At 67.3% G+C, this 24,082-nt stretch carries 18 protein-coding genes and 3 pseudogenes; 12 read left to right on the top strand and 9 right to left on the bottom strand.

The features are described 5' to 3' along the window. The first annotated feature begins 6 nt into the window (after positions 1–6). Together ACQ86A_RS05290 and ACQ86A_RS05295 are read left to right on the top strand one after the other, a co-directional pair. Positions 7–1,011 (top strand): LacI family DNA-binding transcriptional regulator, encoded by a 1,005-nt coding sequence (locus ACQ86A_RS05290; protein WP_431279555.1) that lies wholly within the window; start codon positions 7–9, stop codon positions 1,009–1,011. A 98-nt stretch (positions 1,012–1,109) separates the two neighbouring features. Continuing rightward, a complete protein-coding gene (locus tag ACQ86A_RS05295) occupies positions 1,110–1,544 on the top strand; it encodes a DUF5684 domain-containing protein (RefSeq protein WP_431279556.1) in 435 nt (144 codons plus the stop codon). A 6-nt stretch (positions 1,545–1,550) separates the two neighbouring features. On the opposite strand, the gene ACQ86A_RS05300 is transcribed toward ACQ86A_RS05295, so the two are convergent. From ACQ86A_RS05300 to ACQ86A_RS05320, 5 genes are all read right to left on the bottom strand, one after another. Beyond that, the gene (locus ACQ86A_RS05300; RefSeq protein WP_431279557.1) at positions 1,551–2,450 is read right to left on the bottom strand and encodes a carbohydrate ABC transporter permease; all 900 of its coding nucleotides are present in this window, start codon (positions 2,448–2,450) and stop codon (positions 1,551–1,553) included. After that, positions 2,447–3,388, bottom strand: coding sequence for a carbohydrate ABC transporter permease (locus ACQ86A_RS05305; protein ID WP_431279558.1), 942 nt, complete (start codon positions 3,386–3,388; stop codon positions 2,447–2,449). Before ACQ86A_RS05305 ends, ACQ86A_RS05300 begins: the two co-directional genes overlap by 4 nt. Positions 3,389–3,486: 98 nt before the next feature. Beyond that, positions 3,487–4,806, bottom strand: coding sequence for an ABC transporter substrate-binding protein (locus ACQ86A_RS05310; RefSeq protein WP_431279559.1), 1,320 nt, complete (start codon positions 4,804–4,806; stop codon positions 3,487–3,489). An 86-nt stretch (positions 4,807–4,892) separates the two neighbouring features. Further along, the gene (locus ACQ86A_RS05315) at positions 4,893–6,314 is read right to left on the bottom strand and encodes an aldehyde dehydrogenase family protein (RefSeq protein ID WP_431279560.1); all 1,422 of its coding nucleotides are present in this window, start codon (positions 6,312–6,314) and stop codon (positions 4,893–4,895) included. A gap of 55 nt (positions 6,315–6,369) precedes the next feature. Next, positions 6,370–7,380 carry a hydroxyacid dehydrogenase gene (locus ACQ86A_RS05320; RefSeq protein ID WP_431279561.1) on the bottom strand — a complete coding sequence of 337 codons (1,011 nt, stop codon included), beginning with the start codon at positions 7,378–7,380 and terminating at the stop codon, positions 6,370–6,372. 201 nt (positions 7,381–7,581) lie between these two features. Here ACQ86A_RS05320 and ACQ86A_RS05325 point away from each other — a divergent pair, with 201 nt between their 5' ends. From ACQ86A_RS05325 to ACQ86A_RS05345, 5 genes are all read left to right on the top strand, one after another. Continuing rightward, the gene (locus ACQ86A_RS05325) at positions 7,582–8,268 is read left to right on the top strand and encodes a ThuA domain-containing protein (RefSeq protein ID WP_431279562.1); all 687 of its coding nucleotides are present in this window, start codon (positions 7,582–7,584) and stop codon (positions 8,266–8,268) included. A 148-nt stretch (positions 8,269–8,416) separates the two neighbouring features. Next, entirely contained in the window at positions 8,417–9,541 is a 1,125-nt protein-coding gene (locus tag ACQ86A_RS05330; RefSeq protein ID WP_431280374.1) for a Gfo/Idh/MocA family protein, read from the top strand. Further along, complete coding sequence (locus ACQ86A_RS05335; protein ID WP_431279563.1) at positions 9,541–10,701, top strand: dihydrodipicolinate synthase family protein; 1,161 nt, start codon at positions 9,541–9,543, stop codon at positions 10,699–10,701. The genes ACQ86A_RS05330 and ACQ86A_RS05335 overlap by 1 nt, the downstream gene beginning before the upstream one ends. A 74-nt stretch (positions 10,702–10,775) precedes the next feature. Further along, positions 10,776–11,657, top strand: a complete 882-nt coding sequence (locus ACQ86A_RS05340) for a sugar phosphate isomerase/epimerase family protein (protein WP_431279564.1) — start codon at positions 10,776–10,778, stop codon at positions 11,655–11,657. Between the two features lie 4 nt (positions 11,658–11,661). Continuing rightward, a complete protein-coding gene (locus ACQ86A_RS05345; protein ID WP_431279565.1) occupies positions 11,662–12,756 on the top strand; it encodes a glycerate kinase in 1,095 nt (364 codons plus the stop codon). Between the two features lie 148 nt (positions 12,757–12,904). Here the strand turns inward: ACQ86A_RS05345 and ACQ86A_RS05350 are convergent. Together ACQ86A_RS05350 and xylA are read right to left on the bottom strand one after the other, a co-directional pair. Next, positions 12,905–14,354: pseudogene (locus tag ACQ86A_RS05350) on the bottom strand (xylulokinase). A gap of 124 nt (positions 14,355–14,478) precedes the next feature. After that, a complete protein-coding gene (gene xylA, locus ACQ86A_RS05355; RefSeq protein WP_431279566.1) occupies positions 14,479–15,669 on the bottom strand; it encodes a xylose isomerase in 1,191 nt (396 codons plus the stop codon). A 184-nt stretch (positions 15,670–15,853) separates the two neighbouring features. On the opposite strand from xylA, the pseudogene ACQ86A_RS05360 reads away from it, so the two are divergent. Next, positions 15,854–17,010 (top strand): annotated as a pseudogene (locus ACQ86A_RS05360) (Gfo/Idh/MocA family protein). A 59-nt stretch (positions 17,011–17,069) separates the two neighbouring features. On the opposite strand, the gene ACQ86A_RS05365 reads toward ACQ86A_RS05360, so the two are convergent. Both ACQ86A_RS05365 and ACQ86A_RS05370 read right to left on the bottom strand, forming a co-directional pair. Next, the gene (locus tag ACQ86A_RS05365) at positions 17,070–19,787 is read right to left on the bottom strand and encodes a carbohydrate-binding protein (protein ID WP_431279567.1); all 2,718 of its coding nucleotides are present in this window, start codon (positions 19,785–19,787) and stop codon (positions 17,070–17,072) included. A gap of 114 nt (positions 19,788–19,901) precedes the next feature. After that, positions 19,902–20,324 carry an L-rhamnose mutarotase gene (locus tag ACQ86A_RS05370; RefSeq protein ID WP_431279568.1) on the bottom strand — a complete coding sequence of 141 codons (423 nt, stop codon included), beginning with the start codon at positions 20,322–20,324 and terminating at the stop codon, positions 19,902–19,904. Between ACQ86A_RS05370 and ACQ86A_RS05375 the strand changes: the two are divergent. The 4 genes and pseudogenes from ACQ86A_RS05375 (at position 20,323) to ACQ86A_RS05390 (ending at position 24,082) form a co-directional block, all read left to right on the top strand. Further along, positions 20,323–20,951, top strand: a pseudogene (locus ACQ86A_RS05375) (GntR family transcriptional regulator). The gene ACQ86A_RS05370 and the pseudogene ACQ86A_RS05375 sit on opposite strands and share 2 nt — an antisense overlap. Before the next feature lie 98 nt (positions 20,952–21,049). Continuing rightward, a complete protein-coding gene (locus tag ACQ86A_RS05380; RefSeq protein ID WP_431279569.1) occupies positions 21,050–22,303 on the top strand; it encodes an ABC transporter substrate-binding protein in 1,254 nt (417 codons plus the stop codon). Next, positions 22,290–23,255 (top strand): carbohydrate ABC transporter permease, encoded by a 966-nt coding sequence (locus tag ACQ86A_RS05385; RefSeq protein WP_431279570.1) that lies wholly within the window; start codon positions 22,290–22,292, stop codon positions 23,253–23,255. Before ACQ86A_RS05380 ends, ACQ86A_RS05385 begins: the two co-directional genes overlap by 14 nt. Next, entirely contained in the window at positions 23,252–24,082 is an 831-nt protein-coding gene (locus tag ACQ86A_RS05390) for a carbohydrate ABC transporter permease (RefSeq protein WP_431279571.1), read from the top strand. Before ACQ86A_RS05385 ends, ACQ86A_RS05390 begins: the two co-directional genes overlap by 4 nt.

The following is a 24,082-nucleotide window of genomic DNA, read 5'->3' on the forward strand; positions in this document are numbered from 1 at the left end:
TGAGCCGTGACTGAGACCGCGGCGACCCTGGCGCAGGTCGCTGCGCATGCGGGGGTGTCGCTGGCGACCGCATCCCGGGCCCTCAACGGCAGTACGCGCAAGGTCAACGCCGAGCTGCAGGATCGTGTGCTCGCTTCAGCTGCGGCGCTCGGCTACAGCGCGAACGTGCAGGCCCAGGCGGTCGCCCGCGGGACGACGAACACTGTCGCGATCGTGGTTGGAGACATCGCCGACCCGTACTTCTCGAGCATCGCCGCGGGCGTCATCCGGGTCGCTGACGAGCGCGGCCTGATCGTCACGCTCACCGCAACCGGCGCCGACGCCGCGCGCGAGGTGGCGACGCTCAGCGCCCTCAAGGGTCAGCGACCTCGTGCCGTCATCCTTGCCGGCAGCCGCCACGCGGATGCCGTCGGTGCGCCGTCGGGGAGCGCCGCCGAACTCGTCGCCATCGAGCGCGGTGGGGCGCGGGTCGCCATCATCGGTGCGGCCGCCCCCGGGCTGCGGTCGGTGCCGGTGCAGAACCGGGAAGGCGCAGCATCCCTCGCCCGCGCCCTGGTCGAGCGCGGCTACACCGACTTCGTCGTGCTGGCGGGCCCCGAGAACCTGCTCACGGCGCGTGATCGGGCGGACGGCTTTCGAGATGTCATTCCGGATGCGCAGCTCATCCCGGGCGCCTTCACCCGTGACGGCGGCTACGAGTCCACGGCGGCGCTGCTCGCGACGGGTGCGCGTCCAGGCTGCATCTTCGCCGTCACCGACGTGATGGCGCTCGGCGCGATGACCGCGATGCGAGACGCCGGACTGACCCCGGGCGTCGACATCGCCGTGGCCGGCTTCGACGATATTCCGCTGGTTCAGGATGTGACGCCCTCGCTGACGACCGTCGCCCTGCCGCTCGCCGAGATCGGCGCGCGGGCGCTCGAGTTGGCGCTCGCCGATTTGCCGCAGGCCGTCTCCTCGCTCGCCTCGCCGGTGGCCGGAACGGTCACACTCCGCGCGTCGACGCCCTGACCCGATAGTGTCGGGGCGTCCACTGTCGGGACGCCCAGAATCGGAGCGCCCGCAATCGGGGCGTCCGCGGTCGCGGCGTCCGCCAACGAGGAGAACCCATGCTGACGTCCTTCCCGCTCGACGACCTGATCACCACCCAGAGCACCGCGTTCAACCCGGTGCCGTCGTTCACCGGTGGTCTCATCGGATACCTGCTCGTCGTGCTGGCGCTCTGGCCCGTGTTCACGAAGGCCGGAAAGCCCGGCTGGGGTGCGCTCATCCCGATCTACAACACGTACCTGCTGGTGAAGATCGCCGGGTACCACGGCGCGCTCGTCATCCTCTACTTCATCCCGCTCGTGAACATCGTCGTGGCGATCATCGTCGCATTCGGGGTGGGTCGTGCGTTCGGCAAGGGCGGAGCGTTCAGCTTCTTCCTGCTGTGGCTCTTCGCGATCATCGGCTACTTCATCGTCGGCTACGGCCGCGCACAGTACGTCGGCCCCGGCGGCAAGCGCGACACGTACCCGGGCGGCAGCCCGTCCATCGCCTGAGCGGCGTTAGATCTTCACGCCGCCCGAGATGAGATCGATCTTCCAGTAGCGCTGCAGCGACAGGAACAGGATCGCGAGCGGCACGATCGATACCAGCACACCGGCGATCACGATCGAGTATTGAGCCGCTTGACCGCCGGTGATGATCATCAGCCCGTACAGGCCGAGGGTCAGCGGGTAGAGCTGGTCGTTGTTGAGCATCACGAACGGCAGCAGGAAGTTGTTCCAGATGCCGATGAACTGCAGCAGGAACACGGTCACGAGGGCCGGCATCATCAGCCGCGACCCCACGGACCAGAAGATGCGCCACTCGCTGCCGCCGTCGATACGCGCCGCCTCCATGATCTCGTCGGGCACGGATGCCTCGGCGTAGATCTTGCAGAGGTAGATCGCGAACGGCGAGACCAGCTGCGGGAGGATCACCGAGGCGTAGTTGTTGGTCATCCCGAACTTGGCGAGCAGCAGGAACTGCGGGATGGCCAGCATGATCTGCGGCAGCAGCACGGCGGCAACGATGAGGCGGAAGATCCACTTCGACCCGCGGAAGCTGTACTTGCCGAGCGCGTATCCCGCGGCCCCGGCGACCACGGTCGACAGCACGCCGCCGCCGATCGCGTAGATCACCGAGTTGAACGCCCAGCGCCCGAAGATGCCGTTGTTGTAGGTGAACAGCGCCTGCATGTTCGTCCAGAACCCGCCGTTGAACACCGGGAGGAACGGGGGAGTGGAGAACAGCTCGTCGTTGGTCTTGGTCGCGGCGATGACGATCCAGAGCACCGGCAGAACGCAGTACAGCGCACCGACGATCAGGATGAGCGTGGGGACGATGTGCAGTCCCCTGCGGGTTCGCAGCGGCCGCGCATCCTTCGCCACTGTTCGTCCAGCGGTGGACGTGAGCGTGGTCATTTGGTTTCCCTCCGCGCGAAGCGCCGGCCGATGACGTTGACGAGCACGGTGGCCGCGACGGTCATGATGATGAGGATGAACGAGGTCGCCGCCCCCTCGTAGATGCTGTTGTTGACGAAGGCGTCGGTGTAGACCCGCATCAGCGGGACCCAGGTGGACGAGATGGCGTTCGCGAGGGGCTTGAGGGTCGTGGGCTCGTTGAAGAGCTGGAGTGCGCCGATCACCGAGAACAGCGCGACCATCGTGATGGCGGGTGCGATCAGCGGCAGCTTGATGCGCAGGGCGATCTGCAGCTCGGAGGCGCCGTCGAGCTCGGCCGCCTCGAAGAGGTCCTTCGGGAGGCTGCGCACGGCGGTGTACAGGATCACCATGTTGAAGCCGACGACACCCCACACGGCCACGTTGGCCACGGAGAAGAAGATGCCGGTCGCGCCGAAGTAATCGATCACCTTGCCGCCGATCGGGCTGGTCGCCGGCAGGTACATGAAGCCCCACAGCAGCGAGGCGACGACGCCTGGAACGGCGTACGGCAGGAAGATCGCGAGGCGGGTGAATCCGACGAGTCGAGCCTTCTTGGCGTCCAAGCACAGGGCGAACAGAGTCGCGAAGAAGATGGTGAGGGGAACGCCGATGACTGCCACGATGAGCATGCGGCCTATGCCCGCCCAGAACTCTGGATCGCCGAGGGTCGAGATGTAGTTGGCGAACCCGGCGAAGACCTCCACCGTTCCGCCGGCACCGAGCAGACCGCCGCCCACCTTCACCTGAAGGAAGCTGAGGATCACGGCATAAACGCCGGGGGCGATCGTGAACAGCAGCAGCAGGATGACGGCGGGCGCGACGAGCAGGATCGGCAGGATGCTGCCCCGGGGTTTGCGACGTCGCTCGGAGGTGGGCGTTCGCGACGCCGGGCTCGTTCGTGCTTCTAGGACGGCCATGAGGTGATTCTCCTCGAACGGGGAAGGGAGCGAAGGCGGGAGAGGGGGTGCGGAGGCACCGGCGCCCCCTCCCGCCTGATCGTGGGATCGGTCGGCGATCAGCCGGTGACCTTGAAGCCGATCTTCTTCATGTCGGTCACGGTGTCGGTCTGCATCTTGTCGAGCGCGGCCGACAGCTGCGTCTTGTTCTGCAGTGCGGCGGCGAACGAGTTCGAGTACGAGTCGAACGTCACGTTGGCGTTCGGTCCCCAGATGTCGAACGTGCGCACGCCCTTGGCGGCCGTCGCCATCAGGGTGTTGTAGTCCGGCTGGTTGGACATGAACGGCGGCGGGGTCTCCAGGGCGGGCAGCGTCTGGTTCGGGATGCTCGCGGGGAAGACCTGCACGTTCTTGATCAGCGAGTTGACGCCGTCTTTCGACGAGTTCATCCACTTCACGAACTTGGCGGCCTCGGCAGGGTGCTTCGAGTTCGAGGTCACAGACTCGGTCTCGCCGCCCCAGATGCCGACGGTGTCGTCGCCGGCGGTCCAGGCGGGGAGCGGTGCGGCCTCCCACTTGCCGGCGGTGTCCTTCGCGATCGAGGGGAGCTGGTTGGGGCCCCACTGCGCACCGACCCAGCCGACGAGCGTTCCGTTGTTCATGTCGGTGTTCCACTGAGCCGACCAGTTCGGCTCCGGGCTGACGACACCCTTCGTGATCAGGCCGTCCCAGTAGTCGGCGACCTTCTTGCTCGCGGCGTCGTTGATCGCGACGGTCCACTTGTCGCTGCCCGAGGTGGTCCACCAGTTGGCGCCCGCCTGCTGCGCCAATCCGGCGAACCAGCCGGGGTCGGCCGCGGTGAAGTTGCCGATGTACTTGCTCGGGTCGGCGGCGTGGATGGCGGCGGCGTCGGCCGCGTACTCGTCCCACGTCGTCGGGGCCTTGAGCCCCAGGGAGTCCCAGATGTCCTTGCGGTAGAAGAACACCATCGGGCAGACGTTCTGCGGAACGCCGTACGTCTTGCCCTCGAACTGCACCTGGGCCAGCGTCGACTTGGAGAAGTCGCTGGAGAGGTCGCCGACGTACTTGTCGATGGGGATGACGACGTTGTTCGCGATCAGGGCGGGGAGCGCCTGATACTCAACCTCGGTGACATCCGGGTTCGTACCGGCCTTGTTGTTCGTGATCAGCTTGTTGTAGAGGGTGTAGCCGGTTCCGGATGGCTTCGTCAGCTTGACCTGGATGTTCGGGTTGGCCTTGTTCCATTCGTCGACGACGGCCTGCATGCCGCCGTCCCAGTTGACGTAGTTCAGGGTGACCTTGCCGCCCGAGGTGTCGCCGGATCCTGAGCCCGAGGCCGAGCATCCGGTCAGGACCGTGGCCGCGGCGGCGAGAACGCCGACCGTGGCGCCGAGGGTCCTCAGCGTTGTCTTTCTCACTGTGTACATCTCCTTTGATGGGGTTTCGTGTTCGTGGTGCTGATGGGGGTGCGGAATGCGGGTGGTGCAGGCGTCGGGCGGGTACGTCAGGCCTCGGCCCATGCGGGGTAGCTCGTCGGCGTGGTCTGGATGCCGATCCACTGCCGATGCGTGAACCCGGCGAGCTGTCCCTCGCCGCCGTGTCGGGCGTATCCGTCGTTCACGTGCACCTCGTTGCTCTTGACCTGTTCGGCGAAGGCGAGCCCCCGCATCGGGTCACCGGTGAAGACCGAGTTCATGAGCGAGCGGTGCCGGTTGACGAGGGCCAGCGCTTCGGCCTCGCTGTCGACCACGGTGATCGGCATCACCGGGCCGAAGATCTCTTCGGTGAAGACCGGCATCTCCGGGGCCACCCCGGTGAGCACGGTCGGCTGGTAGAACAGGCCGTCGTAGCCGCCGCCGATGGCGACCCGCGCCCCTGCGGCGAGCGACGGCTGCACGAGTCCGTCGTGGAACCGGCGCAACTGCGTCTCGCTGATGATCGGCCCCAGGTCGACGTCGTCGTCCAGCGGGTTGCCCACCCGCAGCTTGCTCACGCGTTCGACGACGGCCTCGGTGAACGCATCCGCGACCGATCGGTGCACGATGTGCCGGCCGGCGCTGATGCAGGTCTGGCCCTGATACCAGAGGGAGGACCACACGGCGCAGCTGGCCGCCTGGTCGATGTCGGCGTCGTCGAGCACGACGAAGGCGTTGTCGCCCCCGAGCTCGGTGGCCACCGGCTTGAACGAGCGAGCGGCGAAGTTGGCGATCTGGTGGCCGACCTCGAACGAGCCGGTGAAGTGCACCAGGTCGAGCTCAGGATGCTCGGAGAGCGTTCGCCCCGTCGTCGGCCCGTCCCCGGGCACCACGTTGAAGACCCCGGCGGGAACACCTGCCGCCTGCGCGGCCTCGGCCAGGATCTGCCCACCGGCGAACGGCGTCAGCTCTGCCGGTTTCAGCACGACGGCGTTGCCATAGGCGAGGCCGGGCGCGAGCGCCCGCATCGCGAGGCTCATCGGGTAGTTCCACGGCACGATCAGGCCGATGACGCCGAGCGGCACCGCCCGGGAGAGGGAGATCTTGCCGTCCTTATAGGGAGGCAGGATCGCGCCGGCGTTCTCGGTGAGCTGCGTGGCCGAGTTGTTCAGCTGCGTGATCGCCTGGCCGAGTTCTTCTTCGGCCTTCTCCGTCGTGCCGCCGGTTTCGCGGATGATCAGAGTGATCAGTTCGTCGCGCCGTGCCTCGAGCTGCTGCCCGAACGCCCGGATGATCTCGCTTCGGCGGTTGGCGTTGACGTCAGCCCATCCGGGCTGCGCCGCCTTGGCCACCCGGACGGCGCGATCGACCTGCGCGGCCGAGGCGTTACCGTACGTGCCGAACGGAACTCCGGCGGCCTTGTCGAGCACGGGAAGGTCGCGGTCGCCTTCGGGCGCCTCGAACCGGCCGTCGATGAAGACGTCTGCCTGGTAGTCGCGGAGTTGGTGCATTCGGGCCTCCTGGCGCTCGGATGAAAGGGGTCGGTTCACAGTCTGAGTCAGGTTCTCAAGCAACGGCGATCAGAGCTTCTTTCGTGACAGGATGCTCAGCCGGTTTCCCAGCCACGAACAGTTCGACCTCGCGACGGGCGCACTCGCCGAGCCTTCTCAGCTCGGTGCCGAGGGCGCCCGCGACGTGCGGGGTGATGACGACGCCCTCGAGCGCCCGCAACGGATGATCCGCCGGCAGCGGCTCGGGATCGGTGACGTCGAGGATCGCGCGGAGCCCGCGCTCGCGCACGGCGGCCTCGAGCGCATCCTGATCGACGATGGGCGCCCGGGCGGTGTTGATCACGGTCGCGCCATCGGGGAGGAGGGCGAGCTGGTCGGGGCCGACCATACCCACTGTCTCCGGCAGCAGAGGGGCGTGGATGCTGACGATGGTCGACGTGGCGAAGAGCTCGTCGAGGGTCACCTGCCGGGCGGCCGTGTGCACGGCGTCATCGGCGGAGAGGTACGGGTCGTAGAGAAGCACCTCGACATCGAACGGCTGCAGGAGTTCGATGACCCGCCGCCCCACTCTCGAGGCGCCGACGATGCCGACGGTGCGGTTGAAGTTGCCGATCTCGGGATTCGGGGACTCCTCGTAGAGTGCGGGGTCGGCCGCATAGCGACGGATGTAGTCGGGCACGCGTTTGCCGGCGAGCAGGATCATCGCGAGCGTGTACTCGGCGACGGGATACGCGTTGGCGCTGGCCGCGCTGGTCACGCGGATGCCACGGTCCCAGGCTTCGTCGTCGAGGTGGTCCTTCACGGTTCCGGCCGCGTGCACGATCGCACCCAAGCGGGGCATCGCGGCGAGTTCTGCCCTGCCGATCTGCGGCGAGCCCCAGCCTGTGATCAGCACGTCGATCTCGGCGAGGGTCGCGGCGTCGACGGCGGCGAAGTCCTCGATGGTCGCGGTCGTGTCGAGGCTCAGGATGTCGGCCAGCGCCACGAGGTCGGCCTGCGAGAACAGCAGGGCCGGCAGATCGGGGCGCATCGCGAACGCGGCGACGGGTTTGCGTCGTGTTGTCAACGTCGACTCCTTGGGCTCCGGTGCTTGGGATTGCGCATTCCCAGAATGCGCATTCCCCATCATGCGTCTTCGTTCCGGATCCGTCAAGCGCGAATTCCGATCGCGCTGGCCAAGTCCCGAGAAAGCGCTTACCATGTGCGTATTGTCGCGGCGCCGTTCGCGAACGTCACACCATGGATCGACCCGCCGGGAGGCCCTGCTTTGTCCAGTCGAGCTCTCATCCTCAGCGGTGCCGGGCGCTACGGCGACCCGTGGCATCCGTTCCCCGACACTTCTGCTCGGCTGGAGGGCATCCTTCAGGCCGAAGGCTACGAGGTCGAGGTGTCCGAGGATGTGGATACGCGACTGGCGACTCTCGGCGGCCCCGACGCCCCCGACCTGCTCGTGCTCAACTTCGGGGATCCGTCGCTGACCGACCCCGAGCATCCGGAACCCGTCGCCGAGCGCCGCGGCCGCGACGGGTTGCTGGCCTACCTCGCCGACGGCCGGCCGCTGCTCGCGATGCACGTGACCTCGACGTCGCTGCGCGGGGTTCCCGAATGGGAGGGGATCCTCGGCGCGGTCTGGGTGCGCGGAACCACGATGCACCCGGACTATTCCACGGCGAGCATCCACGTGCATCCGGATGCCCACCCGATCGTCGCGGGCCTCGCCGATTTCGAGGTCGAGGATGAGCGCTACACCTACCTGCGTACGGCTCCGGATCTCGTCCCGCTCGCGAGCCACGAGCACGAGGGCGCGGAGTACCCGCTGCTCTGGGCGCGCACCTACGGGGACGCCCGCGTCGTCTACGACGCGCTCGGCCACGACACCGCGTCCTACGACTCGCCGACGCACCGCGCGATCATCGCGCGCGCCGCCCGCTGGCTCACCGACCGCTCGGAGTGAGTCGCGGCGAACGCAGGTGCGCGCTCATCCGGAAGCTGCGTTTGACGCGACTCACGGTTCGTGATTAGGCTGGTAAGCGCTTTCCCGCGCACATCGCGCCACACGCTACGAAGGAGTTCCCGTGTCAGAGTCGACCATCGGCATCATCATGAACGGCGTCTCGGGGCGCATGGGGTACCGGCAGCATCTGCTGCGGTCGATCCTCGCGATCCGCGAGCAGGGCGGCGTGCTCCTCGCCGACGGCAGCCGGGTGCAGGTCGAGCCGATCCTGGTCGGGCGCAGCGAGGCCAAGCTGGCGGAGCTCGCGGCAAAGCACGGCATCGAGAACTACACGACCGACCTGGATGCGGCACTGGCCGACGACCGGTGGCAGATCTACTCCGACTTTCTCGTGACCAAGGCCCGGGCATCCGCCATCAAGAAGGCGATCGCGGCGGGCAAGGCGATCTACACCGAGAAACCGACGGCGGAGTCCTTCGAGGAGGCCCTCGAACTGGCTCGCCTCGCCCAGGCCGCCGGGATCAAGAACGGCGTCGTGCACGACAAGCTCTACCTGCCCGGCCTGCGCAAGCTCAAGCGCCTGATCGACTCCGGCTTCTTCGGACGCATCCTGTCGGTGCGTGGCGAATTCGGCTACTGGGTGTTCGAGGGCGACTGGCAGGCCGCTCAGCGCCCCAGCTGGAACTACCGAGCCGAAGACGGAGGCGGCATCGTCGTCGACATGTTCCCGCACTGGTCCTACGTGCTCGAGAACCTGTTCGGACGCGTCGAGTCGGTCTACGCTCGCGCCGTCACCGAGATCCCCACCCGCGTCGATGAGGCAGGCAACGAGTACACCGCGACCGCAGACGACGCGGCGTACGCCATCTTCGAGCTGGAGGGCGGCATCACGGCCCAGCTCAACTCATCCTGGACCACCCGGGTAAACAGGGATGAACTGGTCGAGTTTCAGGTGGACGGCACCCTGGGCAGCGCCGTCGTCGGGCTCTTCGGCTGCAAGATCCAGCCGCGGAACGCCACGCCGAAGCCCGTGTGGAACCCCGACATCGCCGACGAGCACGACTACGACACCGACTGGATCGAGTCGCCCGCCAACGACGTCTTCGAGAACGGCTTCAAGACCCAGTGGGAGGAGTTCATCCGTCACGTCGCCGAGGATGCGCCCAACCCGTACGACTTCCTGGCCGGGGCGCGCGGGGTGCTCCTCGCCGAGCAGGGCTTGATCTCCTCTCGCGAGGGCCGTCGCATCGAGCTGCCCGAGGTCGGGATCTGATGAGCGACCTGGTCCTGCTGAACGGAGACGGCACCACCGCATCCGTCGGGCTGGGGGAGGCGCCCGCGTACTCGAAGCCGACCGGTGCGCTGACCTCGCGCACCGCATTCGCCGCCGCGCACGTCGTGCCGAAGCCGTGGGCAGAGAACGTGCCCGGGGCACCGGCCGATATCGACTGGGATGCGACCCTCGCCTTCCGCCGCCACGTCTGGTCGTGGGGCCTCGGCGTCGCGGACGCGATGGACACCGCCCAGCGCAACATGGGGCTCGACGCCCGCGCCACCCGCGAACTCATCACGCGCAGTGCCGCAGAGGCGCGGGCGGTCGGCGGAGCGATCGTCGTCGGCGTCAACACCGACCACGTCGACGACGAGGTCATCTCGCTCGACGCGGTGATCGACGCATACAAGGAGCAACTGCATTTCACCGAGGACGCGGGGGCGGGCGTCGTCCTGATGGCCAGCCGGCACCTCGCACGGGCCGCGACCTCGGCGGCCGATTACGAGCGCGTCTACCGCTCGGTGCTGGAGGCGGCGACGACTCCGGTCATCCTGCACTGGCTCGGTGCCGCCTTCGATCCGGTGCTCGCCGGCTACTTCGGTTCGCACGACTCGGCGGTCGCGAGCGAGACCGTGCTGCGCATCATCGGCGACAGTGCCGACCGCGTCAGCGGCATCAAGATGAGCCTTCTGGATGCGCAGGCCGAGATCGCGCTGCGCGCACGCCTCCCGAAGACCGCGGCGATGTTCACGGGCGACGACTTCAACTACGTCGGCCTCATCGAGGGCGACGACTCCGCGCACTCGGATGCGCTGCTCGGGGCCTTCGCGGCCCTCGCACCGAGTGCATCCGTCGCCATTCAGGCGCTCGATGCGGGGGATAAGGAACGGTACCGTTCGGTGCTCGCGCCGACCGAGGAGCTCTCCCGGCAGATCTTCGCGGCACCGACCTTCTATTACAAGACGGGCGTCGCGTTCCTGTCGTGGCTGAACGGGCACCAGGATTCCTTCAGCATGATCGGTGGTCTTCATGCCGCGCGGAGTCTGCCGCACCTGTCGGAGATCGTGCGGCTTGCGAATGCGTCGGGGGCTCTTGAGCGGCCTGAACTCGCGGCGGCGCGCTGGCGAGCGTTGCTCACACTGAACGGGGTGCGGGCGTGACCGCGGGGCCGGTCGGGGCGCCGGACGCGGAGGCGCAGACTCAGGCGTTCCCGCCCTCGCAGCCGCATTCTCGGTTGTCGATCAACCAGGCGACCGTGAAGTACGCGGACCTGCCGACCGCTCTCGACGTGGTATCCGCGGCGGGGGTGCAGAGCATCGGGCTGTGGCGAGAGCCCGTCGCTGAGGTTGGGCTGCAGCAGGCCGCGGCACTCGTGGCCGACTCGGGGTTGCGAGTGTCGAGCCTGTGCCGAGGCGGTTTCTTCACCGCCGTCGAGGGGCCCGAGCGGCGCGCGTCGATCGACGAGAACCGGCGCGCCATCCACGAGACCGCGACTCTTGCGGCTGCCGGTGCCGACGGATCCGCCGCCGTGCTCGTCCTCGTGGCCGGCGGCCTCCCGGCCGGATCGACCGACCTGCGCGGTGCCCGCGAGCGGATGCGCGACGCGATCGCCGAGCTCGAGCCCGAGGCCCGCGCATCCGGAGTCACACTCGCCCTGGAACCCTTGCATCCCATGTACGCCGCCGACCGTGCCGTGCTGTCGACGCTGGGGCAGGCCCTCGATATCGCCGACCAGTTCCCGGTCGAATCGGTTGGCGTGGTCGTGGACACGTTCCACATCTGGTGGGACCCGCAGGTGTTGGAGCAGATCGCCCGAGCGGGCGCATCCGGACGCATCGCCAGTTACCAGGTCTGCGACTGGGTAACGCCGCTGCCTCAGGATGTGCTGCTCGCGCGCGGCATGATGGGCGACGGTCACATCGACTTCGCGGCACTCACCCGCGCTGTGAACGACGCCGGGTACCGGGGCGACGTCGAGGTCGAGATCTTCAACCAGGCGATCTGGGATGCGGACCCCGCGTCCGTGGTCGCGCGGACCGTGCGGGCATTCGCCGACCACGTGCCACTCGGTGACGTGCCACTCGGCGACGTGCCACTCGGCGACGTGGCACTGTAGAGGGATGCCGACCACCGTTCTCATCGCGCCCGACTCCTTCAAGGGGTCGGCGTCCGCCGCGACGATCGCCGGAGCGCTCGCCGCTGGCTGGACGTCGGAGCGTCCGGCGGACCACGTTCTGCTCGCGCCGATGGCCGACGGCGGCGAGGGAACGCTCGACGCGTTCGAGGTCGCCGTGCCGGGAGCCGTGCGGCATCCCGTCACCGTGCTCGGGCCTGCGGGGCGAGAGGTCGACGCGTCCTGGCTGCAGTTGCCCGACGGTACCGCCGTCGTCGAGTTGGCGGAGACCAGCGGGCTCGCGCACATGCCCGAGCTCGCGCCGCTCGACGCACACACCTTCGGCTTCGGGCAGGCGATCGGTGCCGCCCTCGACGCTGGGGCGACCGGGCTGCTCCTCGCGATCGGCGGCAGCTCGTCGACTGATGGCGGGGTCGGCGCGCTCGCCGCACTCGGCGCACGGTTCACGGATGCGTCGGGCCGCCCCATCCGTCTCGGCAACCGTGGCCTCGGGGCGCTCGCCCGGGCCGACCTGAGCGGACTGCCGCCGTTGCCGGCGGGTGGGGTGCGCATCCTGAGCGATGTGACGAACCCGCTTCTCGGACCGTCGGGCGCCGCGGCGGTCTTCGGCCCGCAGAAGGGCGCGAACGCCGACCAGGTCGTCGGCCTCGAGTCGAACCTCGTTCGGCTGGTGCGGGTACTCGGGCGTCGTCCCGAGGTCGTGGGTGCGGGTGCTGCGGGCGGAACCGGGTACGGCCTGCTCGCGTGGGGAGCGCAGCTCGCTCCTGGAGCGGCGGCGGTCGGGGCGGCCTTGGGCCTGCCTGCTCTGATGGAGGGGGCGGATGTGGTGGTCACCGGCGAGGGGCGCTTCGACTCCCAATCGGCAGCGGGCAAGGTTCCTGCTTACGTAGGTGAGCTGGCGCGCGCGGCGGGAGTGCCCGCGCTGCTCGCGGCCGGAGCGATCGACGCGCCGACCGACGACTTCGTCGGCGCGGTGTCGCTGAGCGGCCTCGCGGGCGGCTCCGCCGCCGCGATCGCGGACGCGCCCCGCTGGGCACGCGCCGCCGGCGCCCGCCTCGCGGCGCTGTACGCCGCGCGCTGACCGCGCGACCGCGCCGCCGCGACGCGTCGCGCTGCCCGCGTCGACGCGCGCGCGGGCGTCGAGTTGCGGCGAATCGACCTTCCGGATGCGCGGGAGGGTCGATTTGCCGCAACTCGCGGCGCCGGGCGCGCGGGCGGTCCGGCGCGGGTCAGGGGGTGGCGGAGGCGTACTGGGCGCGGATGTGCGGGCGCGCATCCGGGGCCAGCTCGGCCGCGAGGGGAGAGGCCAGGCGGGGCGCGTGCCGGTCAGGGCCCAGGCCGCCTGCACGGCCGCGCCGTCGGCGACGTACTCGCCCGGGGACGGGACGACGATCGGCGCGTCGAAGACCTGCGATGCAACGGTCGCGACGGCAGGGTTCTGCGCAGCTCCGCCGATCAAGAGGATGCGCTGCTCGCGCACGCCGACCGCGCGCACGGCGTCGAGTCCGTCGGCGAGGCCGCACAGCATCCCCTCGATGGCGGCGCGCGCGAGGTTCTCGGGACGGGTCGAGGCGATGGTGAGGCCGTGGATGCTCGCGGTCGCGTCCGGCAGGTTCGGTGTGCGTTCGCCCTCGAAGTACGGGACGAGCACGACGCCGTCCGCGCCGGGCGAGGCGGTGAGGGCGAGGCTCGCGAGGCCGTCGTGGTCCACGGAGAGAAGGGATGCGATCGATGAGAGCACGCGCGCTGCGTTGAGCGTCGCGACGAGCGGCAGGCTCAGGCCGCTCGCATCGGCGAAGCCGGCGACCGCGCCGCTCGGATCGGCGACGGGTGCGTCTGTGACGGCGAACACGGTTCCGCTGGTTCCGATCGAGACGACCACGTCGCCGTCGGCCGCACCGAGTCCGAGCGCCGCGCCGGCGTTGTCCCCGGCGCCCGGGCCGACCAGAACCCCGGCCGGCGTACGCCCAGCGGCCTCGCCCGGGCCGAGCACGCGCGGCAGCACCACCGCGGCACCAGCAACACCAGTACCATTACCAGCACCAGCATCGGCCTCACGCCCCGCGCGCCCCAACGCCAACTCGAACAAACCCATGTCGTACGCGCCGCTCACTGCGCTCCAGTACGCTGTCCCGCTGGCGTCCGACCGGTCGGTCGTGAGCTCCTCCAGCACGGGGCCGAGCTCGCTGTCGTCCGCGGGCCCGTAGCCGCGAAGTCGCCACGTCAGCCAGTCGTGGGGAGTGCCACGGCGGCGACGCGGGCCGCATTCGCGGGCTCCGCATCCCGAAGCCAGCGCAGCTTCGTCGCGGTGAACGACGCGACCGGCACGACGCCGACGCGCGACGCGTACTCCTCCGCCCCGACGGCGGCGATCAGGTCGAGGGCGGCCTGGGCGCTGCGGGTGTCGTTCCAGAGCAGTGCGTCGCGGATGACGCGGCCCTCCGCATCCAGAACCACCATGCCGTGCTGCTGGCCGGCGATCGAGATCGCGTCGACGTCGGAGAGTCCACCGGCGTCGGCCAGGGCCGTGCCGAGCGCGGTCCACCAGGCGGCCGGGTCGACCTCGGTGCCTTCAGGATGCGCGGCACGCCCGGTGCGCACGACCTCTCCCGTCGCGAGGTCGCGAACGACCACCTTGCAACTCTGCGTCGACGAGTCGACTCCGGCCACGAGCGTCATCGCTCTCACTCTCTTGCTGAAAAACGGAAACGGAACCAAACAAACAGAACTGACAAAACAGAACTACAGAACTAAGCAACCCGGTGAGGGACGCGCTGAACGCATCCCTCACCGGGTGGCGCGCCTAGCGGGCGCCGACGAGGTGCTCGAGGGCGAGTTGCTGAAGGCGAACGAAGCCGAAGCCCTTGCCGCCGAAGTACGCGTCGGCGTCGAAGTCTTCGTAGGCGGAGCGGTCGGCGAGCAGGTCGTCGTACGACTCACCGGCCGACAGGGTCGACTCCGAGAGCTGGGTGACGCGCGAGGCCTCGAGCGCAGCCTGCACCTCGGGGTCGGCGCGGAACGCGGCAGCGCGCTCCTTGAGCAATAGGTAGGTGCGCATGTTCGCGGCGGCCGAGTCCCACACGCCGGTGATGTCCTCGGTTCGCGACGGCTTGTAGTCGAAGTGGCGCGGACCCTCGTACGACGGGCCGCCGTTGGGGCCGCCGTTCTCGAGAAGGTCGACGAGGGCGAACGCGTTCTGCAGGTCGCCGTGACCGAAGACGAGATCCTGGTCGTACTTGATGCCGCGCTGGCCGTTCAGGTCGATGTGGAACAGCTTGCCCTGGTAGAGGGCCTGAGCGATGCCGGCCGCGAAGTTGAGGCCCGCCATCTGCTCGTGTCCGACCTCAGGGTTGACGCCGACGAGTTCCGGGCGCTCAAGGGTCTCGATGAAGGCCATCGCGTGGCCGACCGTGGGCAGCAGGATGTCGCCGCGCGGCTCGTTCGGCTTCGGCTCGATCGCGAACTTGATGTCGTAGCCCTTGTCGGTGACGTACTGACCGAGCAGGTTGACGGCTTCGCGGTAGCGCTCGAGCGCGGCCCGGATGTCCTTGGCGGCGTCGTACTCGGCACCCTCGCGGCCACCCCACATGACGAACGTCTTGGCGCCGAGCTCGGCGGCGAGGTCGAGGTTGCGCAGCACCTTGCGGAGTGCGAAGCGACGAACGGCGCGGTCGTTGGACGTGAAGCCGCCGTCCTTGAAGACCGGTGCGCTGAAGAGGTTGGTGGTGACCATCGGGATGATGAGGCCGGTGTCGCTGAGGGCCTGCTTGAGGCGGTCGATCTGCTTCTGGCGTTCCGCATCCGTCGACCCGAAGGCGAACAGGTCGTCGTCGTGGAAGGTGAGGCCGTATGCGCCGAGCTCGTTGAGCTTCGTGACCGCCTCGACCACGTCGAGCTGCGGGCGGGTGGGGCCGCCGAACGGGTCGGTGCCGTTGTAGCCGATGGTCCAGAGGCCGAATGAGAACTTGTCGGCGCGGGTGGGTGTGGTGCTCATGGTTTTTCCTTCAGCATCGTTGATGATTTGTTGTGGCAGTAAACTTATCAGCTAACGGGCGCTGCCGAAACCCCGAAGCAGCCCGGCGACTTGCGGGCGCTTTCTCGGCGGCGTTACCGTCGTGAGCCCGATGCGCGAAGGAGCGACGATGAACGCGAACACGAAGAAGACCCTCGGCGTGGCCATGGTGGGCTACGGCTTCATGGGAGCCGCCCACTCCCAGGGCTGGCGCGTCGCGCCCCGGTTCTTCGACCTGGACGCCGAGCCGATCATGCACACGATCGTCGGCCGCGATGCCGCGCGAGTCGAAGAGGCGAGGGAGAAATTCGGCTGGCAGTACGCACAGACCGACTGGCGTCGGGTGATCGAAGACCCGGCGATCGACATCGTCGACATCTGCTCACCGGGCGACTCGCACGCCGAGATAGCGATCGCCGCCCTCGACGCCGGCAAGCACGTGCTCTGCGAGAAGCCGTTGGCGAACACGGTCGCGGAGGCCGAGCGGATGGCCGCGACCGCCGAGAAGGCCGCCGCATCCGGAGTCCGCGCGATGGTGGGTTTCAGCTACCGCCGCGTGCCCGCGATCGTCTTCGCGCGGCAGCTCGTTCAGGATGGCCGTCTCGGCGATATCCGCCAGGTGCGCGCGCAGTACCTGCAGGACTGGCTGACGGATGCGGACGGCCCGATGACCTGGCGCCTCGACAAGAAGCTGGCCGGCTCGGGTTCCCTCGGCGACATCGGTGCACACGCGATCGACCTCGTCGAGTACCTCAGCGGTTCGCAGTTGCAGAGCGTGAGCGGCACCCTCGAGACTTTCGTGACCGAGCGCCCCTCCTCGGCGAAGGTGTCGGACTCTCGGGTACCGCGTCGGACAAGCGCGGACAGGTCACCGTCGATGATGCGGCGTGGTTCACGGCCCGTCTGGTCGGCGGCCGAGCCGATCGCGCGATCGGCGCGTTCGAGGCCACACGCTACGCGACCGGTCGCAAGAATGCCCTCCGGGTCGAGCTCAGCGGATCCCTCGGAGCGATCGCCTTCGACCTCGAGGCGATGAACGAGCTGCAGTTCTACGACGCGACCGCGCCGGCGGGGGAGCAGGGATTCAAGCGGATCCTCGTGACCGAGCCCGAGCATCCGTACATGGCCAACTGGTGGCCCACCGGGCACGCCATCGGCTACGAGCACGCCTTCTCACACGAGATCAAGGACTTCGTCGACGCGATCACGCGCGGGGTCGACCCCGACCCGTCGTTCGCCGACGGACTGCACGTGCAGCGGGTGCTCGCGGCCGTCGAGAAGAGCGCCGCCCACGGCAGCGCGTGGACGGCGACGACCGCGTGAATGAGACGAACGGCCGGCCGAGTCCTGGACTCGGCCGGCCGTTCGTTGGTTCGTTCCAGCTAGCGAAGCTCGATGTTGTCGACAAGCAGTCGGGTACCGCCGTTGGCGGGCGGTGCCGTGAGCGTCAGATCCTGGATCCCGGCTGTCTGCTTGAGGGATCCGGAGACCGCGGTGAAGTAGGACGCCGAACCCCCTGCAGGCACTGTCAGCGTCGCCACAATGCCGCCGTCGACTGTCACCGTGATGTGTTGTGTCGATGCCGATGGATTCTTCACGGTTGCCACGATCGTGCTGGGGCCCACGCCGAAATCGACTCCCGACAGCTTGATCGGATGGCCCACCTTCAGACTGGCCCCGGCGCCGGTGCCGCCGGGGGCGACGTCGAGATGACCGTTCGTCGTCCCGCCTTCTGCCTCTGCCAGCACCCCCGCCCGGGTGAATGAGAAGTAGTCCATGTTGCCGAAGCCCGGCTGCCCGCCCGGAGCCACCAGGTAGACCGCGTGGTGGCCGCTCGTCGGAGTGATCGACGCAGACTGGAGCGACAAGGTGTCGAAGCCACCCGTTCCCGATGGGTACAACGTCCCGATGAGTGTGCCCGTGAGGCTGTCGAGATGGATCTCGACCGGCTTGTTCGCGTACACGTCGTCGACGCCGAAGAACGCGGTGAAGAGGTTCGCGGATGTTCCGAAATCGACGTCCGCGTAGCCCATCCAGTCGCCCCCGTCGAAGCTGCCGACGACTGTGCCGGTGCCGGCGGGGTGGGGCGCGACGCCGTTGCTCAAGGTGTATGACTCCGCTTCCACCTGTGCTCCGACCCGCGACGAACCGGCGGTCCACTTCGGAGCTCCGTATTGGTATGCGCCGATGCTCGGGTGCGGGTCGGTGAACCCGTCCGTCGCCGGTGACTCCACGATGCCTGCGTTGCGGGCCGGTGATGTCGCCGTCAGGGTGAAGTCGTCGGCCGCCGGGTTCGTGAACTGCGCGCTGCTGACGGGCGTGAGGTTGTTCGAGTTGGTGATGCCGGGATCAGCTCCGGTGACGCCCACGTTGTTGATGATCTGGGTGTCGGTGTAAGTGCCTCCGAACGTGCTCGCGACGTTGGTATCCGTCCCCGAGGTGTTGTTGAAGATCCGATTGCCTGAGGTGCTGGCCCCACCGGGGTTGATCAGCACGGCACCGTAAGTGGTGCGGTTCCACGCGACGTTGTCGTAGACGGTCGCGTTATACGTGGCGTTGTCGAGATACACCCCGGGCGCCGGGGCCGTGTGTGCGAAAGGCGACGGGTCGTGGAATTGGTTGTGGTGGATGACCGTGCCCGCGAGGTCCACGGAGCAGCATACGTAGATCGCGCCGCCGTCGACGACGAGATTGCCGTAGTTGGACAGGTCGTTGTACGAGATGTTGTGTCCGGCGGCGACGGAACCGGCGACCTTGTTGTCGATGTTGATGTCGCTACGGCCTGAGCCCTGAATGGTGTTGTGGGTGATCGTGTGCCCTGTGCCCAAGAGGTTGACGCCGGCGGCATAGCTGCCGAGCGTGTCGACGTGGAGGATCGTGTTGTTCGTCACAGTGTTGCCCGTGCCGAAGACCGCTACGCCATTGCCGGTGCTGCCGTCGATGAGACTGTTGCGCAGCACATTGCCGGTGCCTTTGAGCAGGATTCCGGATGTCGTCTCGCCCGCGGTGAGCACGGCACATCCGTCGGGCGCGGTCACCATGTTCGGGTCGGGCTGAAGCTGCGCGTCAGCAGAGATGTCTTTCGCCACGATCCCGTCGAGGACGTCGCCCGTGGACGATGATGAGGTCTGTGCGGTGGCGCCACGGATCCCGAGGCCGACCACCGAGACATAGGAACGGCCACTGAGATCGATCGCAACCTGACGCTGCTTCGCCGCTACGTGCGTTCCCGGGCTCGATCCGGTCGGGGAGTACACGTAGAGAGTGTGACTCGAGGCCTGGTAGAACCACTGGCCGGGGTGGCCGAGGGACTCGATCTTGCCCTTTAGCGAGTAGTTGGTGCTCTGGTTCGGGCTGAGGCCGACGCAGGTGGGAAGGCCGCTGGAAGTAATGGTGCCGACTTGCGAGTCGGTGACTACTCCCGTCTCGCTGACGAACCAGTTGTGCGCCGTAAGCAGCGCACCGTTCCAGTAGCCGGCCGGCTGCGTGAGCGCCGAGTCGGACAGGCTGTCGGTCGTGCCGGACTGCGCCGACGCCAGCTGGGGCACGCTGACATTCGCGCCGGGGTATGGCCATTGGGCCTCGATCTGTGCTTCCCCATCCCAGAACACCTGGTTCCCCGGCAGGCTCGGATTGAGTGTGACGTTCGCCTGGTAGACGTTGCCGGTACCGACCGCGTTCGCGAAATCCGACCCGGCGATGAAGGCATCGTGCGCTTCAAGCGATGTGAGGTCGGATCCGGCGACCGCGCTCCAACCGGTGACCGTGTCGGCGCCATCGACGATGACCTGAGCGCCTGGGGCGGCGGTGTATGTGATGCGCGAGCTCGCGGTACCGCTGTGCGTCGGCGCCAGCGTCTCCCGGTAGGTGCCCGAAGCGATCACACACGTGTCCCCGGCACCCATCACTGTCGAGCACTTCTGGATCGACTTGAATGGCGCGGCCTGCGTGCCGGCGTTCGCATTCGATCCCGTGGGCGAGACGTAGTAAGTAGTCGGACTTGCGGATGCACTCGCTGCGGTTGCGACACCGCCGATCCCCAAGATCATCACGGACGTGGCGACAATGGCCAGTCGTGATCCGAAACGGTTCTTCATCATCTTTGACTCCGATCGACAATCGATTATCGCGACTATATCGACAGAGGCGCAGCTTCGCCATGTCGGCATTCAGGGGGACACGGCGACGTCGACGAGCGTCGACCTGAAACGGAGTCAGGTGTGCGGGAGCGGGTCGGACATCTGAGTCGTGCCGTCCATGCCCCACACCAACGGGAGAAGGGCTGACGCGTCTTCCGAGGGGTCGATGAGTGTCGCGATCAGCGCATCCCAGTCCGGATCGATCGGGCCGAGCGCGGCCATCTTGCGCCCCATCTCGTCGCGGCCGCGCGTCGTCTCGATCATATGAAAGAGCGTTTGCCCGTCGCGCCAAATGCGCCATTGCACGACCCCGGCACTCCTCAGCGCGGAGGCTATCGGATCGGCAAGTCGGCTGTGGACGCGCGAATAGAGCTCTTCTGCGCCGGGGAGAAGTCGGGTGCGCCACCCCACAATCTCAGTGCGCGTCGGCTTGCCGGGCACGAGGGCCCTCCTAACTGGACTAGGTTTGTCGATTATCGATTCAACGAGGAGCAGCATGCCCGGCCTTACCAGGGAACTTCTGTCGGACCAGGTCTACGACCTCATCCGCGCCTCGATCCTAGACGGGACCCGGGCGCCGGGATCCCGTGTGGTCGAGTCCGAGATCGCTCGTGGTCTCAACATCAGTCAAGCGCCGGTCCGCGAGGCCGTGAAACGACTGGCCCACGCCGGCCTCGTCATTTCCGAGCCGCGCCGGGGCAGCTACGTCACCAATATCACCGCAGGCGAGTTTGCCATCGCGCGTGAGCTCAGGGCTGCGGTCGAGCGCATCGGAGCGCGGGCCGCGGTGGAGAAGGTGCGCCCTGAGGACCTCGTTGAGCTGCGGCAGCTCGTTTCCCGGATGCAAGCAGCGGTGGACGCGGGGAGTCCGCAGAGTTCAGGTCTCTCGACATGCAGTTTCACCGTCGGGTGCTCCTGATCGGCGACGGGGCGGTCCTCGGCCGCGTCTGGGATGCGCTCGAACCGCTCCTCATCAGTCAACGCGCGATCGGCGACCCCGCGTATGCGGGCGACCGGGCAAAGGTTGTTCAGTGGCACGCCGACTTGGTCGACGCGCTCGAGACCGGAGACCCCGAAGCCGCCGCAAACCTCTTCTTCGTGCACGCCTCGGGCGCCTTGAGCTGACGCTCGCCACGCGAGCTTTGACAGCGAGCTTCGCCCCGGAGTACCATCGCCATACAATCGGCTATCGATAGTCGATTACATAGGTCAAGGAGGATCATTTGAGACACAGCACCCGGGCGGTCAGAACCGCTCTCGCGATCGGTCTTGTGGCCGCATCCGCAATCACACTCTCGGCCTGTTCAGCGTCGGGTTCTGCCGACGACGGCAAGGCCAACATCCGCGTTCTCGCCAACATCACACCGGTGTTGACGAAGGCCTACTACCAGAAGCTCGTGGATCCGTTCGTCAAGAGCCACCCCGGAGTGACGGTCACGATCGAGTCGCCGTCGGGTAAGGACGTCGTCTCGACCCTGCAGCAGGAGCTTGCATCCGGTGACACGCCGGATGTGGTTGCGAGCAGCCTCGACCCTGTGCTGGCACCGCAGATGGTCGCGTTCCCGGACGAGAAGTGGGTCAAGGACACCCCGCTCGTCGACAGCAACACCGTTGACGGGAACATCTGGTCCGTCGCAACGGGCGTTCAGATCAAGTCGCTCGTCTTCTACAACGAGACCGCGTTCGAGAAGGCCGGGATCACGACCCCGCCGAAGTCGCTCGACGAGTTCACTGCCGATCTCGGAAAGCTCAAGGATGCCGGTTACGTGGGGCTTCAGACCTCGGGCGAATGGGCTACGTCAGCACAGTTCGGCATGATGGCCGACCCGGCAGTCCTGGGCAAGAACTTCAACTGGTTCGTCGACCGCAACAAGAAGAAGGTGACCTTCGCCTCGAGCGCGTATGACACCTATCTGAAGGCGTACTCGGGCTGGATCGAGAGCGGAGTGGTACCGAAGGACTCGCTGGGTCTCACCTACCAGAACTCCATCGATGCGTTCCTCGCCGGGAAGTCCGGGACCTACATCATGGGCAACTGGTTCGTCGCCAGTGCCGACCAGGCCAAGAACCTGCCGTTCAAGATCGGTGTGTTCCCGACGCCGACGCCGGACGGTTCCACGCCGAAGCAGGAGGGTGGCACGGCTCAGCCGTACTCGATCCTGAAGACGTCGAAGCACCAGGACATCGCGATGGATCTCGTCAAGTACCTCGTGACGGACAAGGATGCGGTGGAGGCCTCGCTGAAGTCCGAGGGCAACTTCCGTCCCGGCTTCAGCTACGCCGGCAGTGAGTTGAACACCGCCGTGGGCAAGCTCCTCGACGATGCGCCGGGAACCTTCAACGGCACTGCCCCTGGCCAGATCCCGGCCTTCGGGAACCAGCTGAACACGGTGGTCCAGTCGCTGTACACGGGCACGTCAGCGACCGATGCGGCCTCTGGACTCGACACGTGGTGGGATGCAAATGCCAACCAGTAGTTCGATCATCGACGGGGCGGCCGTGCTTGCGGCCGCCCCGGCGGTCGCCGCCAAACCGCGACTCGGAGCCAGGCGGGCCCGTCGGCGTGAGACGTTGGCCGACCTCGGCATGATGGGGCCCGCGCTGTTCCTCGTCGTCGGCCTGATCATCATTCCGATCTTCATCGCGATCTACCTGAGCTTCACGAACTGGGACGGCTTCACGCTCCCCGCCAAGCTGGTCGGCGCGCGCAACTACATCCACCTCGTGCAGGACCCCGCTGTGATCCGAGCGGCCGGCGTGACACTCCTCATCACCGTCATCGGGGCGGTCGCTTGTAACGTCCTCGGACTCGGTCTGGCCATTCTGCTGAACCGCAACACTCGGCTGAACTCGTTCCTCCGGGTACTGGTCTTCTATCCCTATGTGGTCGGCCCGGTCATCCTGGGGTTCCTCTGGTCGTCCATCCTCGGCACCAACGGCGCCGTCAACTCGCTCCTCAACTCGATGAAGCTGGAGTCGCTTCCGTTCCTCTCCGACCCGACCTGGGCGATGACGACTCTCATCGCCGTGATCGTGTGGTCGAGCTTCGGCGTGAATGTCGTGCTCTACCTCGCAGGACTTCAGACCGTCCCGGATTCGTTGATCGAAGCCGCGACCATCGACGGCGCTACGCCGTGGCAGACCTTCTGGCAGGTCAAGCTCCCGCTGCTCGCTCCGACCGTGACGCTCAACGTCGTGTTGACGGTGATCGGGCTCTTGCGGGTCTTCGAGCTGATCCTCGCTCTGACCAAGGGCGGTCCCGCCGGCACGACGCAGAGCTTCGTCTACAGCATCCTGACCTCGTCGTTCCAGAACTACCAGCTCGGATACGGCGCCGCGCAGTCGATCGTCCTCATGATCGTCATCGTCATCGTCACGGTCGGCATCACACTCGCCCGTCGACGGAGTGAACAGGCGGTCGCCGCATGATCGCCCGCAGAACCGGTCGCACCATCATGGTGGTGCTCGTGGTACTCGTCATGGTCGTCCCGCTCTATCTCTTGGTGACGAACGCCTTCAAGTCCCAGCACGACATCACGACCCAGCCGTTCGGATGGCCTTCTGAGGGCTTCTCCTTCGAGTACCTGTGGCGCGCGCTGACCTCGCCCGACTTCAACGTTGTGGCAGCCTACGGAATCACGCTCCTGTTCGTCGTGGTCGTCAACGTCTTGTGCCTCGTGATCGTCGGGCCGGCGGCCTACGCCATCTCCCGGGGGACGGCCAAGTATCACCGCGCGGTCCTTCTGGTGCTCCTGGCAGGACTGTTCATCCCCGGGTCGACGATCGTCATCCCCGTGATATTCGTGTTGAAGACCATCGGGCTGATCGGCACGGTCGCCGGATTCTTCCTCTTCGAGGTGACGCTGACCATCCCGACGACCCTGTTCCTCTTCGTCGCGTTCATCCAGAGCATTCCCCGGGAGCTCGACGAGGCAGCGCGAATCGATGGGGCAAGCCGTGTCGGCACGTTCTGGCGGGTGATCTTCCCGCTGATGAAACCGGTGGTCGCGACGGCGGTGATCCTGAACTCGATGTTCGTCTGGGGCGACTTCGTCAACCCGCAGTTCCTTCTCGGGCCGACGTCCGGCGTCTACACGGTCACCACGGGTATCTACGCTGCGATCAGCAAGCTCTCCACCGACTTCACGATGGTCTACCCGAACATGCTGTTGGCGGCTGCGCCGGTCGTCATCTTCTACATCTTCATGCAGAAACGCATCATCGGCGGGCTGACGTCCGGCGCGATCAAGGGGTAG

It is taken from the genome of Leifsonia poae (genome assembly GCF_050632195.1).
Classification (GTDB): domain Bacteria; phylum Actinomycetota; class Actinomycetes; order Actinomycetales; family Microbacteriaceae; genus Leifsonia; species Leifsonia poae_C.

What these genes read in the sequence shown, in the direction of transcription:
- ACQ86A_RS05295 (WP_431279556.1), top strand. Translation starts at nt 1,110, where the DNA reads ATGCTGACGTCCTTCCCGCTCGACGACCTGATCACCACCCAGAGCACC.
- ACQ86A_RS05300 (WP_431279557.1), bottom strand. Translation starts at nt 2,450, where the DNA reads ATGACCACGCTCACGTCCACCGCTGGACGAACAGTGGCGAAGGATGCG.
- ACQ86A_RS05305 (WP_431279558.1), bottom strand. Translation starts at nt 3,388, where the DNA reads ATGGCCGTCCTAGAAGCACGAACGAGCCCGGCGTCGCGAACGCCCACC.
- ACQ86A_RS05315 (WP_431279560.1), bottom strand. Translation starts at nt 6,314, where the DNA reads ATGCACCAACTCCGCGACTACCAGGCAGACGTCTTCATCGACGGCCGG.
- ACQ86A_RS05330 (WP_431280374.1), top strand. Translation starts at nt 8,417, where the DNA reads ATGAACGGCGTCTCGGGGCGCATGGGGTACCGGCAGCATCTGCTGCGG.
- ACQ86A_RS05335 (WP_431279563.1), top strand. Translation starts at nt 9,541, where the DNA reads ATGAGCGACCTGGTCCTGCTGAACGGAGACGGCACCACCGCATCCGTC.
- ACQ86A_RS05345 (WP_431279565.1), top strand. Translation starts at nt 11,662, where the DNA reads ATGCCGACCACCGTTCTCATCGCGCCCGACTCCTTCAAGGGGTCGGCG.
- xylA (WP_431279566.1), bottom strand. Translation starts at nt 15,669, where the DNA reads ATGAGCACCACACCCACCCGCGCCGACAAGTTCTCATTCGGCCTCTGG.
- ACQ86A_RS05365 (WP_431279567.1), bottom strand. Translation starts at nt 19,787, where the DNA reads ATGATGAAGAACCGTTTCGGATCACGACTGGCCATTGTCGCCACGTCC.
- ACQ86A_RS05370 (WP_431279568.1), bottom strand. Translation starts at nt 20,324, where the DNA reads ATGCTGCTCCTCGTTGAATCGATAATCGACAAACCTAGTCCAGTTAGG.
- ACQ86A_RS05385 (WP_431279570.1), top strand. Translation starts at nt 22,290, where the DNA reads ATGCCAACCAGTAGTTCGATCATCGACGGGGCGGCCGTGCTTGCGGCC.
- ACQ86A_RS05390 (WP_431279571.1), top strand. Translation starts at nt 23,252, where the DNA reads ATGATCGCCCGCAGAACCGGTCGCACCATCATGGTGGTGCTCGTGGTA.